This window comes from Streptomyces sp. RLA012 (genome assembly GCF_056270325.1).
Genome location: NZ_JBWDPA010000002.1, coordinates 10829097 through 10844844 on the forward strand (window position 1 = coordinate 10829097; position 15748 = coordinate 10844844).

Genomic DNA, 15748 nt, shown 5'->3' on the forward strand with positions numbered 1-15748 from the left:
ATGGAACGTGACCGGAGCCTGACCGCCCTTCTCCTCTCCCGTCGTCAACTCCTCGCCGTGGCAGGTGTCGCGGGCGCCGCCACCGCCCTCGGCACCACCCCGGCCGCGGCGCGCACCCGCGCCGCGGCCCTCCTCTCGTTCTCGGAGGCCACCAACGGCTCAGCCACACTCTCACCGGCGGGCGACCGGCTGATCGTCGAGATCCAGCACGTGCTGTGGTCGCTGCCGCGCGCCGGTGGCAAGGCCGTGCCCCTCACCCCGGCCGGTCTCGAACCGAACCGTCCGGTGCACTCCCCGGACGGCGAGCTCATCGCGTTCTGCGCGTACCAGGGCGGCGGCTACCACCTGTGGACCATGCGCCCCGACGGGTCCGAGGTGCGGCAGCGCACCGACGGCCCCTGGGACGACCGCGGCCCGGCCTGGTCGCCCGACGGCACCCGGCTCGCCTTCGCCTCCGAGCGCGGCGGCGACCCCGTCAAGGGCAGCCCGTACCGCGTCCACGTGCTGGACCTGGCGACCGGCGACATCACCCGTGTCACCGGGCTCACCGGCCAGGACGGCCCGCTGCAGGACGTCGCCTGGGAGGACTTCGACCCCACCTGGTCGCCGGACGGGAAGCGCGTCCTGTTCGTCCGGGCGAAAGCCGTCACCCTCTCCACGGGACCCGGCCTCGAAGCCCGTACCGTCGCCGCCGTCCCGGCCGACACTCCGGGCCCGGTCGTCGTCGAGCACACCGAGACCGCCGCCGCACAGGTCATGACCCCGACCCTCGCCCCGGACGGCCGCCGCCTTGCCTATCTGCGGGTCACGGCCGCCCCGAACGCCTCCTGCACGCTCGTCGTCGACGGCACCCCCGTCGCGGTCGCAGGAGACCTCGCCCCCGTACCCCCGCGCTGGACGGCGGCGGGGGAGCTGCTGCTCACGGTGGACGGCCACTTCACCCTCGTACGACCGGAGCAGCCGGAGCGGGCCGAGCCGATCCCCTTCCGGGGCGAGCTGCCGGTGGACCGGCCGCGGTACCGGATCAAGGAGTACGACCTCGGCGAGGACCGGGTGCGGCCGGTGCGGGGCATCCATCTGCCCGCGCTGTCCCCGGACGGGCGGCACCTCGCCTTCGCCGCCCTCAACACCCTCTGGCTGGCGAGCACTTCGGGCGGCCGCCCGCCCGAGCGGCTACGGCAGTCCGGCCCCACGGGCTATCTGCTCGCACCGGTCTGGGCACGCGACGGACGCTCCCTGCTGTTCGCCGACGACCGCGACGGACTGCTCGGCGTGTACCGGCGCGATCTCGCCACCGGCGAGGAGACCGCGCTCGCGACGGGCGGCCGGGTCCATCCCGCACTCTCACCCGACGGGAAGCGTCTCGCCTGCCTCGACATGACCGGCCGGCTCCTCGTCCGTGACCTGGACACCGGCGAGGAACACGTACTGGTGACGCCGCTCGGCGGGGGAGGGCTGCCCGGGCGCCCCAGCTGGTCGCCGGACGGCAGACACCTCGCCCTGTGCGACCGCAACCGCCTCAACCTCCGCTTCCGCGAGGGCTACAACGTCATCCGTGTCGTCGACACCACGACCGGCACCGATCGCCTCCACGCCGTCGCACCCCATGCCTGTATCGCCGACCGCTACGACTCCGGGCCCGTCTGGTCGCCCGACGGACGCTGGATGGCGGTCGTCGTGGAGTCCGCGCTGTGCCTGCTGCCCGTCGCCGACGACGGCACCCCGACCGGCGCACTCCGCACCCTCACCACCGAACCGGCCGACCACCCCTCCTGGTCCGGCGACTCGAAGACACTGCTCTACCTGTCCGGCAGCCGACTGCGGCTCCTCGATGTCGCGAGCGGCGCGGCCCGTACCGTTCGAGTCCCGCTCGACCAGCACCGGCCCGCCCCCGCCGACACCGTGGTGCACGCCGGACGGCTGTGGGACGGCACGGGAGAGACGGTCAGGGACGACGTGGACATCGTCGTACGCGGCGGACGCATCGCCGAAGTCGCACCGCACCGGGCCGGCGGCCGCGGCGCGCTCAGCAGGATCGACGCCTCCCGGCGCACCGTGATCCCCGGGCTGTGGGACACCCACACCCACCCCTGGCAGAGCACCTACGGCGGGCGCCAGAGCGTCGGGCAGCTCACGTACGGGATCACCACCGCCGTCTCCTTCGGCGGGTTCGCGTACGAACAGGCCCGTATCCGTGAGGCGGTGGCCGTCGGACAGCTCGCCGGACCCCGGCTGCTGACGACCGGTGAACTGCTCGACGGATCACGGGTCGCCTACAGCATGGGACGCGCCCACCGCACCGAGGACGGTCTGCGCCGGTCGCTGGAGCGGGGCGCGGCGCTCGACTGGGACTTCGTCAAGACCTATGTACGGGCGCCGAGCTGGGTGATGGAGGAAGCGGCACGTTTCGCGCACGAACGCCTCGGCGTGCCCTCCGGGAGCCACCTCCTGTCCCCGGGCGTCCAGACCGGACAGGACCTGACGACCCATCTGCTGGCCACTCAACGCGGGGAGTTCGGCCACGCCCTGACCGCGACCGGCCGGGCCTACGAGGACGTCGTGGAGATCTACAGCCGACAGGGCGTCAACTTCGCCCTCGTCACGACTCCGTTCACCTCCGCACCGCTGCTGGGCGCCGATCCGGGGCTCGCCGACGACCCCCGGGTCACCGTCGTGATGCCGCCGTGGGACTCCGTGGCCGTACGGCAGTCGGCGGGTGTGCCGCCGACCCCCGCCCAACTGGCCACCCTCCGCACGGAGACGGACGTCTACCGGCGGGTGCTGGCCGCGGGCGGTCTCGTCGCACTCGGCACCGACCAGCCCCTCGTGCCCGTCGGGCTCTCCCTGCACCTGGGCCTGCGCGCCCTGCACCGCGGCGGACTCTCCCCGGCGGGGGCACTGCGCACCGCGACCGTGCTGCCGGCCCGCCTCTTCGGCCTCGACGGCGACCTCGGCACCGTACAGCCGGGGAAACTCGCCGACCTGACGGTGGTGGACGGCGATCCGTTCACGGACTTCGACACGCTCGTCCGTACGGTGGCGGTGCTCAGGGGCGGGACACCGTACGAGACGGACGACCTGGTGGCCGCGTTCGAGCCGTCCCCGGCGGCGGCATCGCGCGCGGCGGTCGGGGACGACTGGCTGGAGGTGGGGCGGCTGATGCGCCGGGACGGTTGCTGCGACGCCGGATCACTGTGATGTGCCCTTGAAGCCCTTGAAGGTACGCAGGAAGGTGGCCTGGGCGGCCCGGTTGGCGGCGGTGTCCCAGTCCGCGGCCGGGGTCGTCCACCTGAGGGAGAAACCGCGGTGGTCGCCGACCAGGAAGCCACGCCCGAACGTGCGCTCACGCACCCCCGCGGAGGTGGACAGCCACTCCATGTCCGCACCCTGGTAACCCTGGTACTGCACGGCCGTGATGTCGCCCACCCGCGCGTAGTCGATGGAGTCGCCCCGCAGGGAGGCGTCCACCTCGCGCCAGACCGCGACGGGGTCCGGGTCGAGCTGGGTGCTGTAGGTGACGGTCAGGGTGCGTGGGTCACCACTCGTGCCGAGGAGGACGCGGTAGGAGCCGTCGGCGGAATTCTCGGTCCGCAGGGGCTTCCAGCCCTTGGGGAGGGCGATGGAGAAGCCCTGCGGCGCGGTGTAGTGGAAGAAGCCGGTGGGCGGATCGCCGTCGAGGGTGCGGGACGGGGAAGGGGAGGCGGAAGGGGACGTGGAGACGGAAGGGGACGGGGACGTGGAGACGGAAGGGGAGGCCGGGGCCGAGGGGGTCTGCTGGGGGACAGTGCCACGAGCGGCGGACGTGGCGGCGTCGGACGGCGAAGGCGCGGCGCCGGACGCGGACGTGCTGCGCTCGGACAGCCCGCCCGCCGCGACGAGCCCGGCGAAGCAGACGACGGTCACGGCCAGCGCCCCGCCCAGCAGTACCGGGCGGCTGCGGAGCCGGTTGCCCCGGACCCGCGCCGAGAGCGGGGTCTCCAGGTCCGATTCCCGGAAGAGCGGCAGCTGCTCGGTGGGCACCGAGTCCGCTTCGAGCTCCGCCCTGAGGATGCGGGTCAGTGCCTCGCGTACGACCGACTCGGGCACCCGCTCCACGGTGACCCTGCGCAGGAGCCCCTGAATGGCCGGACTGAGCGGACCGGCGCTCAACGGGGCCCGGATGGGCAGCCGTTCCACGGCCCGGAAGGTGGCTTCGAGTCCGCCCCGGTCCCGGATGGCCGGACGCCCCTCGACCATCTCGTACATGATCGCGCCCAGCGCCCACAGATCCGTGGCCGGCCCGCCGCGCTCACCACGGGCCTGCTCGGGGGAGGCGTACGACGGCGCTGTGACGCGCGTGGACGCGGCGGCCCCCATCAGGCCGAAACCGCCCAGCGTGACCCCGCCCCGCTCCTCCACCCACACCTGCCCGGGGCTGAGGTCGCCGTGGGTGATCCCTTCCTGATGGGCGGCCCCCAGGACGTCGAGGATGCCCAGCCCGATCCGCGCCGCCCGGACGTAGGGCATCGGGCCGTGCCCGAGGAGCGCACTCAGCGGAACGCCCTCCGGCCGTGCGGTCACCGTCCACAGGAAATCGCTGTCCTCGACAACATCGATGACGACGGCCACCCGTCCGGGGCAGACCAGACCCAGTGCCTCGGACTCACGGGTGATCCGGACGGCGGTGCGCAGCTCCGCCTCCTCGCGCAGATGGTCCGGGAGGCGTGAGCGGGTCAGCGTCACCGCCCGCTCGGACTCGGCGTCCTGGCCGTGCCAGCAGTCGCGCCCCTCCTCACGGTGGACGACCTCCAGGAGTCGGTATCTTCCGGCGACCAACTCATCCGTGGAGACTTGCACCTTGACCATGGTCATCCCTCGCTGCGCACCGGACTCTCACCTTTCCCGGTTGTACGGCGCATGTGACGTTGAGTGTTCAAAGCCGGGCGATACCCGGGGCCAGTTTTTCCTGAACTCCCGTCGCGGCGCGCACGCGTACGAAAATTTCCGGCCCGACGACCACGGCGGTTCATCTCCCGGCGCCCTTATCGAGGGGGATCGGTGTCCTTGCCGATGTACGACTCGGCGAAGGCGGTCGCCGCGGCGGTCGAGCCGAGGATCCGCCGCAGCCGGGCCCCCGCCGAGCCCGCCCGGAAGGCATCGCCCGACGACGGCCCGTGCAGCAACTCGGCGAACCACTGGGAGAATTCCTGGTACTCCCACACCCGCCGCAGACAGGCCGCCGAGTAGCCGCGCAGCCCGCTGTCGTCCCCCGCCCCGTAGTGGGCGACGAGCGCGTCGGCCAGCAGCAGGGCGTCGTGCAGCGCGAGGTTCATGCCCTTCGCGGCGATCGGCGCGACGAGGTGCGCGCAGTCGCCCGCCAGGAACAGCCGCCCGTACGTCATCGGTGCCACGACGTAGTTGTGCATGTCGAGCACACGCTTCTCGATCAGCCGCCCCTCCGTGAGCGGCGGGGCTCCGGCCGCCGACAGCCGGGCGTGGAGCTCCGACCACACACGGTCGTGGGACCAGTTCTGCGGATCCTCGCCGGGCGCGACCTCCAGGTAGTACCGGGTGACCTCGGGGCTGCGGGCCATGTGCGCGCCGAAGCCCCGCGGATGGACACCGAAGACGACGCAGTCGCTGGACGGCGGCGCCTCGGCGAGCAGCGCCAGCCAGCCCACGCCGTGGTCGTGCCGGGCCACCGTGCCGCGATCGGGGGTCACATGAGTGCGGGTCACTCCGCGCGCACCGTCGCAGCCCGCGACGAACTCGCAGTCGATCCGCCGCCGCTCGCCCGTCCGCGCGTCGGTGTACAGCACCGCGGGCCGGTCGCCGTCGACGCCGTGCAGGACCACGTCCCGCACGCCGAAGCGGATGTCGCCGCCGCGCTCGTCCGCGTACTCGCGCACCAGGTCGGTCACCAGCAGCGGCTGCGGATAGACGAAGTGCCGGTCCCCGGACAGCGCGGCGTACCGGAAGCGGTGCCGCTCGCCGTCGATCCGGAACTCGCACTCGCTGTGCGCCCGTGCCCGCTCCACCAGCCGGTCGGCCAGCCCCCGCCGGCGCAGCGCCCGCACCGCCCACTCCTCGATGAACCCGGCGCGCGGCCGCTGTTCGATGAACTCCCGGCTCTCGGCCTCCAGAACAACGCAGTCGACGGACGCGGCCCGCAGGACGTTGGCGACCGTGAGACCGGCCGGCCCCGCGCCGATGACGACGACGGGGACGCGCCGCTCCGGCGCGGAAGTGGGGGAGGGGGTGGTCATCCGAGCATTATGTCGGTGACCCGACAACCCCTGACACGGTCTGCACAACCCCCTGACACTTCCTGCGCCGACGCGACGCGCGGGCCCCGGCGCGTATCAGGCGCGTGCCACGAACTCCCACCTCCCGTGCGGCGCCGTGTACACGACGAACCCCGGCTCCGCGCGCACGAACACCGCCCCGTCCGGCGCCGTCACGGCCGCCCGGTCCGCCGCCGGTACATGCACCTCCGCCGTCGCCCCGACCGGCACCCGCACCGACAGCCGGGTCGTCCCGGCCACGACGGACCACGCGGCCGCCGCCTCACCGCGCACGGTGTGCACCGAGGTGCGGGCCCAGTCCACGCCCGTACGGCCGTCCGGACGGACGGTGAAGGTGCGGTAGCCCGCGTCGCCCGGGCGCAGGCCCGCCACGTTCTCGTAGAGCCACTGCACCACGGTGCCCAGGAAGTAGTGGTCCCGGGAGCGGGAGTCGAGCGGCCACATCTCCCACATGGTGTCGGCGCCGTTGTCGAACCAGTATCCCCAACCGGGGTAGGTGCGCTGGGTGGCGAGGGCGTGCGCCACCTCCGGATGGCCCTGGGCGGAGAGTTCGCGCAGCAGCACACTGGTGCCCAGCGCCCCCGTGTTGAGGTGGTTGCCCCGCCGCGATATGTCGGCCAGCAGCGAGTCGACCACGCTCGCCCTGGCACCCGGCGGGACGAGCCCGAAGGCCAGCGGGATGCAGTTGCTGGTCTGGCGGTAGTCGGGGTCCTTCGCCGTACGGTAGTACCCGTCCGCGCCGAGGAAGGCCGCGTTGAACGCCGCCTTCAGCGCGTCGGCCGTCCCGCGGTAGCGCGTCGCCACCTCGGTGTCGTGCAGCAGGTCCGCGAGTTCCGCCGTGCCGGTGAGCGCGCGGTGCAGATACGCGGTGGCGGTCAGCCTGGTGTCCTCGGGCGGGATTCCGCCGTAACCCGGCGGCAGCCAGTCGCCGAGCGCGGTCACCGCCAGCCCGTTCTGGAGCCGCGCGATCTCCCAGTCCAGGTAGCGGGTGAGCGGCGCCCAGTGGTCGCGGGCCGCGCGCTCGTCCCCGTACACGCGGTACATCTCCCGCAGCAGGAAGGGATACACCGTCGTCCACTCCGGAGCGGGAGCCAGATCGTGATAGCCCCAGCCGCCGCTCGGCACGATCACCGGCAGCTGCCCCTCGGCATTCTGACTGTCCTTCAGATCGCCCAGCCACTTGGTCAGGAAGCGGTGCACGCCGAGGGCGTACGTCATCACGGGCGCGCCCAGCTGTGCGTCGCCGGTCCAGCCGTTCTTCTCGTACACGGGGGTGTCGGTCGGGATGCCGTGCAGATTGTTCAGGACGGTACGCCGCATCGCCCCTTCCAGCCGCTCGTAGAACGGCTCGGAGCAGGCGAAGGTGCCCGTCGACGCCACCCGTGTGTGCACCACCCGGCCGAGCACCTGGGCGGGCTCGGGCTTCGCGGGCAGACCGCTGACCTGCACGTAACGGAAACCCTTGTACGAGAATTTGGGCTCCCACACCTCGTCCTCGCCGCCGCCCGCGCACACGTACTCGTCCGTCTGGCAGCGGCCCGGCGCCAGATCGTTGCGGGCGAGCACACTGCCGTCGGGGTTCAGCCGCTCCCCGTGGACCAGCCGCACGGTCGTGCCGGCCTCCGCTCGCACGGTCAGCCGGGTCCAGCCCGCGAGGGTCCGGCCCATGTCGACGACGTGGACGCCCTCGCTCAACTCGCTGATGGCGACGGGGCGTACGGTCTCCGCCACCTCGATCGGGTCGTGCGCCTGGGCGCGCAGGGCCCCCTTCGGAGCGCTCTGCTGCTGGGCCTGCTGCCAGGCCTGGTCGTCGAACCCGGGGCGCGTCCAGCCCCTGGGTGCCTTTCGGGCGTCGTAACTCTCCCCCGCATAGAGGGAGTTGGAGAGAGTCGGGCCGTCGGTGAGACGCCACTGCCCGTCCGTTGCGACGGTGCTGCGGGAGCCGTCCGGATGGTCGATCTCCAGCTGAGCGAGCAGCCGGGGCTCGCCGTGCCAGGGCGCTCGGTTCCAGTTCCACGCGGTGGATGTGGTCAGGCCGAAAAAGCCGCGCCCGAGCGTGACGCCGATCGCGTTGGTGCCGCGCCGGACCTGGTCCGTGACGTCGTGCACCGCGTACAGGACCGTCTCGTCGTAGTCCGTGAAGCCGGGGTCGAGCACCTGACGGCCGGTGCGGACGCCGTTGATCTCGGCCTCGTAGTAAGCGAGTCCGCTGATGTGGAGCCGGGCACGCGTCACCGCCTTCGGGACGGTGAACTCCCGGCGCAGCAGGGGAGCGGGCCGCTCGGGGACCGCGATGGTGACACCCGTGCCCCAGGGGCCCTGCCCGTACGGCGCCAGCACGACCGCTTCCGGCCAGCTTCCGTCGTCGAACCCGGGCTGCTGCCAGCCCTGTTGCTCACTGTCGGCGCAGCGCCAGCCGGCCCCGGTGACGAGGTCGACGGTGTCGCCGGAGCCGGTCTCCACGATCAGGCGGAGCAGTAGCCCGCCCGGGTTGGCGGATCCGTTGTCGCGGTTGGTCGCGACGGCGGCGACCACGATCCGGCCGCCGCTCGCCCCGCGCACCTGCTCGGTGACGTCGGCGAGATGCCCGGTGCGCCAGGCGTCGGTCTGCTGGGGCTGATTCAGGACCTGTTGTCCGTCGACGTAGAGCGTGAAGTCGTCGTCTGCCGTGGCCACCAGGGTCGCCCTGCGCACCTCGTCGCCGGTGGGGAGGGCCGCCGTCGTACGGAGCCAGCGGGGCCCGACGGGCGCCGAGCCGGTGGTCGAGCCGGGCGACCAGATCCAGGACGCCCCGTCGAAACCGGGCGGCTCGGGTGTGGCGGCCGCCCCGATCCAGAAACCTTGCCACCCGTCCTTTGGCAACGTTGTCTCCCACCAGCGCGGGGCACTCCACGCCGACGGCCGGCCGTGGCCGTCCCAGACCCTGACCTGCCAGTGGTAGCGGGTGCGGGGCCGTAGGGCGGGCCCCGCGTAGGCGATGCCGACGGTGCGGTCCGAGGCGACCCGGCCCGAGTCCCAGACCAGGTGGCGTCCCTTTCGGAGGTCCCGCTCGGTGAGCGCCACTCGCACCCGGTACGCGGACTGCCGGGCACCCCGGCCGGCGGCGGCCAACTCCCAGGTGAGTCTGGGGTGTTCGACCTCGGTGCCGAGGAGGGTCTCGGCGTACTCGACGGTGGTGCGTTCGATGCGCAGGCCGTCCTCGTGCGGGATGCCGGTGCTCGCGCCCTGCGATGCGGAGGCGGTATGGACACCCCCGGACCCGAGTGCGACGGAGGCGCCCGCTCCGACGACGGAGCTGCGCAGGAAGACGCGGCGGTCCCAATCCTTGGCCATGTGTCGCCCCTCAAGGGTGAAGCGATGATTGAAACGTTTCAATTCGGTTGCAACGATCCTATGCATCACGTCACTTGGGCCTCAAGGGTCCTGCACGTACCTCATGGACAGGCGATGTCCCCCGGAGGAAGGATGGCGAATGCACACACTGTCCCGCACCGTCGCCGCACAGCCCGCTGTCCGTCCCCTCGCAGTTCCCCTGCTCCAGCCGTCGCCCGAGCCGCCCGGAGGCCGCCTTCATGAGTGCTCCCCTGCCCGTCAGCACACCCGCCGCCCAGGGGGTGGACGCCGCGGGCATCCACGCGTTCCTCGACGCCGTCGAGGCCGCGCCGGACATCGAACCGCACAGCCTGATGATCCTGCGCCACGGACACCTCGTGGCCTCCGGCTGGTGGGCGCCCTACACCCCCGACCGCCTCCACCTGCTCTACTCGCTCAGCAAGAGCTTCACGTCCACGGCCGCCGGATTCGCGGCCGCCGAAGGGCTGCTGCGCCTCGACGACCCGGTGATCTCGTACTTCCCCGAGTTCGAGGCCGACATCACCGACCCGCGCAGTCGCGCCATGCTCGTACGGCACCTCGCGTCCATGACCAGCGGCCACCTCGGCGAAACCTACGAGGCGGCGGCCCGACGCGACCGCGACGAGATCGTCCGGGGCTTCCTGCTCACCCCGCCGGACCGGGACCCCGGGACCGTCTTCGCCTACAACCAACCGTGCACCTACACGCTCGCCGCGATCGTCCAGCGGGCGTCCGGCCAGTCGCTGACGGAGTACCTGCGGCCCCGGCTCTTCGACCCGCTCGGCATCGGCGAGACCGCCTGGCTGCAGCGCCCGTCCGGCCGCGACCTCGGCTTCAGCGGTCTGCACGCCGCGACGGACGCGGTCGCCCGGCTCGGCCAGTTCTATCTGCGGGACGGTGTCTGGGAGGGCGAGCGGCTGCTCCCGTCGTCATGGATCGCCGAGGCCACACGCGCGCACATCTCCACCGCGGACGGTACGGACCAGGGTGCGCTCTCGGACTGGCAGCAGGGGTACGGGTTCCAGTTCTGGATGGGGCGGCACGGGTATCGCGGTGATGGCGCGTTCGGACAGTTCTGTCTCGTCCTGCCCGTGCACGACGTGGTGATCGCGACGACCGCCGCGACCGAGGACATGCAGGCCCTGCTCAACCTGATGTGGCGGCACCTTCTTCCGGCGTTCGACGCCGCGCCGCTCTCCGGCGGAGAGGACGAGGCGCTGCGACACCGCCTCGAACAGCTCGCCCTGCCGCCGGTCGAGGCGGACGCCGGGCCGCCGGGACGGGCCGACGCCTGGGCCGGCGCCGTGTTCGCCCCGGAGGGCGGTCACTGCGCGGAGCAGCGCACCCTGACCGGCGTCACGGTCGCCGTCCCGGCGGAGGGGGAGGGCGGCTGGAGCGTGTCGCTGCACGAGGGCGACGAGCGGCTGGAGCTGCGGCTCGGCGCAACGGGCTGGACCGTGGACGGGGACGCGTTGCCCACGGCGGTGAGCGGAGGGTGGACGGATGCGGACAGCCTCCGTGTCGACGTGCTGTTCCTGGAGACCCCGCACCGCCTGACCGTGACCTGTTCGCTGCCGGACGGCACGTTCGGCGCGCACTGGCACACGACTCCGCTGCACGGGGGGCGGCTGCGGTCGCTGCGGGCGCCGGTGGGGGACCGGGTGCGGTAGTCGCCGCCGCGGGCCTTCCGTTCGGGGCGGCACGGGGCATGGCGGAGGCCCTGGTTGACCCGGCGTGGTGGATCCGGCGGAAGGTGTTCTCGTACCGGTCGTCGCGGTGCCGGGCGGGCAGGGTGCCGGGTGGGCGTGGTTCGGCCGTGGTGGGCGTCGGGGACGGTGTCCGGCGAGGCCGTGACGGAGGTGCGGCTCGCGGGCGGCGGCTCGTGCCGGCCGAAGACGGCACCGCCGTGGTTCACGGCCGTCCCGGTGGCGCGGCGGGACGGCGGGGTCACGGACGGCGAACTCGCCGAGCGCTGTGACCTGCAGTAGCGTGAGGCTACCCGCGCCCCGTCCGTCAGCGGCCCGCCGGTCGGGTTCGCATGTGGCCGACGCTCGGTGCGCGTTCGGTTCGCGTGCCCGTCACGACCGACCCTGAACACCTGCGGACAGAGTGCGGCGAGATCAGACCGACTCTCCGAGGCAGGGATCCAGATGGCTACCTATCGAGTCGCGCAGGTGACCGCCGCCGGCGGTTCGTTCGAGATCGACGAGCGTGAGGTCCCCCAGCCGGGCCCCGGACATGTACGCGTCGCCGTCGACGCCTGCGGGGTGTGCCACAGCGACACCATGTTCGTGAACGCCGCCCTCCCGGGCGTGACCTTTCCGGTGGTCCCCGGGCACGAGGTCGCCGGACGGATCGAGGCACTCGGCGAGGGGACGCAGGACCGTGGCTGGCAGCTGGGCGACCGGGTGGCGGTGGGCTGGTTCGGCGGCGCATGCGGTTACTGCACGCCCTGCCGGCAGGGCGACTTCATCGTGTGCGTGAACCTGAAGGTCCCCGGCTGGTCGTACGACGGCGGGTACGCCGAGCAGGTGGTCGTGCCCGTGGACGCGCTGGCCCGGATCCCCGACGCGCTGGCGGCCGCCGATGCGGCGCCCCTGGCCTGCGCGGGTGTGACCGTGTACAACGGCATGCGGCACAGCTCGGCACGGCCCGGTGACCTGGTCGCCGTACTCGGCATCGGCGGCCTGGGACACCTGGGAGTGAAGTACGCGGCGGCGATGGGCTTCGAGACGGTGGCGATCGCCCGCGGTGCCGACAAGGCCGACTTCGCCAAGCAGCTCGGCGCGCACCACTACATCGACAGCACGACCGACACCCCGGTCGCCGAGGCGCTGCAGTCCCTCGGAGGTGCCCAGGCCGTCCTGGCCACGGCCGCCAACTCCGCCGCCATCACCGCGACCGTGGACGGGCTGCGTCCCCGCGGCGAGCTGGTGGTCGTCGGCGCGGACATGGAGCCGCTCGGCGTCAACCCGGTTCAGCTGCTCATGGCCGGCAAGCTCGTCCGCGGCCACCCCAGCGGCACGTCGCAGGACATCCAGGACACCATGGAGTTCAGCGCCCTGCACGGCATCCGCCCGATGACCGAGGTCGTGACGCTGGAAGAGGCCGACGAGGCGTACCGGAGGATGCTCTCCGGCGCCGCCCGCTTCCGAATGGTGCTCACCACGAGCTGACTGTGCGTACGGCCGTGTCCGCTAGCTCTGTGGGACGTCCTTGACGAACACGATCCCGTCGCTGTCCGCCAGGTGGGCCGGGTCCAGCGGGGAGTAGCCGAACCACGCGGATACGCGAGGCGCGGGTGGCGTATCGCCCAGGGCGGTGGCCAGCCGTGGGGCGTCGATGACGCAGCGGTCCTCCGGGAGCGCGTACAGAAGTCCTTCGACGGTGTCCGGCGGCGGGGTGTCCACTCCCTGGTGCCGGATCGTGCCGAGGGCCGTGGCCACGAAGGCGTACTCCTCGCCGAGCCGGGCGCTCACCAGCGCACCGGCGCTCCACCACTCCAGCGGCATCCTGCCCATCCGCATCGTGCTCCTGGCCCGCTGGAGATGGCCGTTGTGGGCGTGGACGAGTGCCGGGCCCCGGTCGGCGACGGCGAGGAGGTTGTGGGCCATCATCTGGTCCCGCAGGCCCACCAGCCGGGTCAGGCGGCTCGGCGAGGTGTCGGCCATCCAGTAGTGGTAGCGCAGCAGGCCGGTGGCGGTGCGCCCGTACAGGCACGCCCGGTCCCAGTCGTCCCGCGAGGTCGCCCTGATCAGGTGCGGCGTCTGCGCGTCGAGCAGCGCCACCAGATCGTCGGCGAGCAGCCGCAGCCGACCGGCCTCGGCCGACTGCCCCACGGACTGGGCCGGGTCCATCATCGCGGCGGGGTCGGTCCATCGGGCGTCGGTGCCGAGCAGGCGGTCGAGTGTGTCCCGGTGCAGGGGAGCAGGTCCGCGTCCCCCTGGGTCGAGAGGTAGCCGTGGAGTGCGGTGAGGGCCTGCCGGGGGCTCGCGGCGCCGGTGATCTCCAGCGGGCCGTCGAAACCGGCGAAGCGGAGCCGTTCGGACGCGGGCCGGCCGTCGTTGTAGGCCCGTATCCAGCGCACGAGTGCGCGGTTGGCCGCGGAGGTGCCCCAGCCGTGGCTGAATCCGTGCTCCATGACCTCGTCGAGAGTGCCCGTGCCCGAGGTGACGTAGTCGTCCACGACCAGGCCCATCAGGCAGTCGCTCTCGATCGCGATCGTCCGGTAGCCCTCCTGCTCGACGAGCTGCCGGAAGAGCTCGTTGCGCAGGTCGAGCAGAGTGTCCTCGCCGTGGGTGGGCTCGCCCAGGGCGAGCAGCCGAGGCCGGGCCGGGAGCAGCCTCATGACGGCGGCAGCCTCGACGGCATGGGCGGTGTCCTTGATGTCAGTGGCCATGCCTTCAACGGTATCGTTGAACCTTCGGTTGAAACTTTCCCGCGATATCCTGCGATATCGTCGGTCTCATGGGGCGAGACCTTCAAAACGGTGAGCGGCTCAGGCCGGTTGATCTGGCGCGCGGGCACGGTCTGTCCACGCAGGCGATCAGGAACTACGAGGAGGCCGGCATCCTTCAGGCCGCCGGTCGCACACCCCACGGCTATCGCACCTATACCTCGCTGCACGCGCAGGCTCTGCGCGCGTTCCTCGCCCTGGTGCCCGGCCACGGCCACCGCACGGCGACGTCGATCATGCGGGCGGTGAACCAGGGCGCGGTCGACGAGGCGTTCCGCCTCATCGACGAGAGCCACGCCCAACTCCTCGAAGACCGGCGGACCCTCCAGGCCGTGGAGCGCGCCCTCCGCGGCCTGGAGCCCACCGCGACGTCCGAGCCCGACGCAGTGTCCGGGCCGGCCGGCGGGTTCATCGGGCCGCTGGCAGAAAAGCTCGGCATCCGGCCCGCGACGCTGCGCAAGTGGGAGCGCGCCGGGCTGGTGCGCCCGCGCCGCGACCCGCGGACCGGGTACCGCGTCTACGACGAGGCCGACGTGCGGGACGCCCGGCTGGCGCACCAGCTCAGGCGTGGCGGCTACCTGCTGGAGCAGATCGCCCCGCTGATCGCCCAGGTGCGGGCGGCCGGCGGGCCGGAGCCGCTGGAGGCCACCCTGCGCGACTGGCAGGGTCGGCTGTCCGCTCGCGGGCGCGCGATGCTGGCCGGGGCCGCCGAGTTGGAGACGTACCTCCGCGAGAAGTCAGTAACTGGCCCACCCGCAGTCCCCTGGCGTGGTTCCTCCACCGGCAGTGGCAGCGGCAGCGGGCGCGAGGTCGGTGGGCGAGGAGGGTCCCCAGGCACTCATGGCTCTTGACCTTCCCCATAGGTGAAGGCCGACAGTGTCTGTGGCGATCCAGCCGGCGAGCTGAGCGCGCTTGGTCCTGACCGAACGCGGAGGAGAGGAACCTGCATTGGACGACGACGCTCTCCTGGCAGAGCAGATGGCCTACTACAGGGCCGGCGCGGCCGAATACGACCGGCCCTACGCAGAGTACGAAGACCTGCAGAAGTTACTGGCCGTTGTCGATGACCTCCCGATTGCCGGGGATGTGCTGGAGTTGGCCTGCGGAACGGGCCAGTGGACCCGGAGGCTCTCGGCGCGGGCGCAGTCGGTGACGGCTGTCGACGCGGCAACCGAAGTGTTGGACCTCGCTCGTGCGCGCACCGCATCCCCCACCGTGCAATTCCTTGAGGCCGACCTGTTCGAGTGGCAACCGCCACGACGCTACGACACCGTGTTCTTCGCCTTCTGGCTCTCCCATGTCCCGCCGGCGAGGTTGCCCGACTTCTGGAACACCGTCGCCGCCGCGCTCGCGCCGGGCGGTAAAGCGATCTTCATCGACGACGGCCCCGCCGCGGCCGCAGAGGAGGAAGTCCTCGCGAACCAGCCCGCCCCGGCGGCGCTGCGCCGGCTCGATGACGGCAGCCAGCACCGCATCGTGAAGGTGTTCCACGATGCCCCGACCCTCACGAACGACCTCACAGCGCTGGGGTGGTCGGTCCGCATCCGCTCCATGGGCTGGAACTTCATCGGCATCGCAGAACCGCCGACCACCCGAGGCTGAGAACCCGCAACCGCAGAAGCGTCCTGAGCCGTGCGGTGAGTGCCCGTTTCTG

9 protein-coding genes and 1 pseudogene are annotated in these 15748 nt (G+C 72.3%); 6 read left to right on the forward strand and 4 right to left on the reverse strand.

Annotation, left to right across the window (positions count from 1 at the left end):
* Positions 1-3198: an amidohydrolase family protein gene (locus RV986_RS49385; protein ID WP_475923642.1), complete on the forward strand. Its 3198-nt coding sequence runs from the start codon at positions 1-3 to the stop codon at positions 3196-3198.
* On the opposite strand, the gene RV986_RS49390 is transcribed toward RV986_RS49385, so the two are convergent.
* The 3 genes from RV986_RS49390 to RV986_RS49400 all read right to left on the reverse strand — a co-directional run bounded on the left by RV986_RS49390 (position 3190) and on the right by RV986_RS49400 (position 9617).
* Positions 3190-4845, reverse strand: coding sequence for a serine/threonine protein kinase (locus RV986_RS49390; protein ID WP_475923643.1), 1656 nt, complete (start codon positions 4843-4845; stop codon positions 3190-3192). The two genes, RV986_RS49385 and RV986_RS49390, sit on opposite strands and share 9 nt — an antisense overlap.
* A 176-nt stretch (positions 4846-5021) precedes the next feature.
* On the reverse strand, positions 5022-6245 hold the full coding sequence (locus tag RV986_RS49395) for a 4-hydroxybenzoate 3-monooxygenase (RefSeq protein ID WP_475923644.1): 1224 nt from the start codon (positions 6243-6245) through the stop codon (positions 5022-5024).
* A 96-nt stretch (positions 6246-6341) separates the two neighbouring features.
* Complete coding sequence (locus RV986_RS49400) at positions 6342-9617, reverse strand: family 78 glycoside hydrolase catalytic domain (protein ID WP_475923645.1); 3276 nt, start codon at positions 9615-9617, stop codon at positions 6342-6344.
* A gap of 239 nt (positions 9618-9856) precedes the next feature.
* Here RV986_RS49400 and RV986_RS49405 point away from each other — a divergent pair, with 239 nt between their 5' ends.
* The 3 genes from RV986_RS49405 to RV986_RS49415 all read left to right on the forward strand — a co-directional run bounded on the left by RV986_RS49405 (position 9857) and on the right by RV986_RS49415 (position 12814).
* Positions 9857-11308, forward strand: coding sequence for a serine hydrolase domain-containing protein (locus tag RV986_RS49405; protein WP_475923646.1), 1452 nt, complete (start codon positions 9857-9859; stop codon positions 11306-11308).
* Between the two features lie 135 nt (positions 11309-11443).
* Complete coding sequence (locus tag RV986_RS49410) at positions 11444-11626, forward strand: hypothetical protein (protein ID WP_475923647.1); 183 nt, start codon at positions 11444-11446, stop codon at positions 11624-11626.
* 162 nt (positions 11627-11788) lie between these two features.
* Positions 11789-12814: an alcohol dehydrogenase gene (locus RV986_RS49415; RefSeq protein WP_475923648.1), complete on the forward strand. Its 1026-nt coding sequence runs from the start codon at positions 11789-11791 to the stop codon at positions 12812-12814.
* Between the two features lie 21 nt (positions 12815-12835).
* Here the strand turns inward: RV986_RS49415 and RV986_RS49420 are convergent.
* A pseudogene (locus RV986_RS49420) lies at positions 12836-14037 on the reverse strand (erythromycin esterase family protein).
* Positions 14038-14105: 68 nt separating this feature from the next.
* Between RV986_RS49420 and RV986_RS49425 the strand changes: the two are divergent.
* Together RV986_RS49425 and RV986_RS49430 are read left to right on the forward strand one after the other, a co-directional pair.
* A complete protein-coding gene (locus RV986_RS49425) occupies positions 14106-14945 on the forward strand; it encodes a TioE family transcriptional regulator (protein WP_475923649.1) in 840 nt (279 codons plus the stop codon).
* A gap of 97 nt (positions 14946-15042) precedes the next feature.
* Positions 15043-15696 carry a class I SAM-dependent methyltransferase gene (locus tag RV986_RS49430; RefSeq protein ID WP_475923650.1) on the forward strand — a complete coding sequence of 218 codons (654 nt, stop codon included), beginning with the start codon at positions 15043-15045 and terminating at the stop codon, positions 15694-15696.
* The last annotated feature ends 52 nt before the right edge of the window (positions 15697-15748 follow it).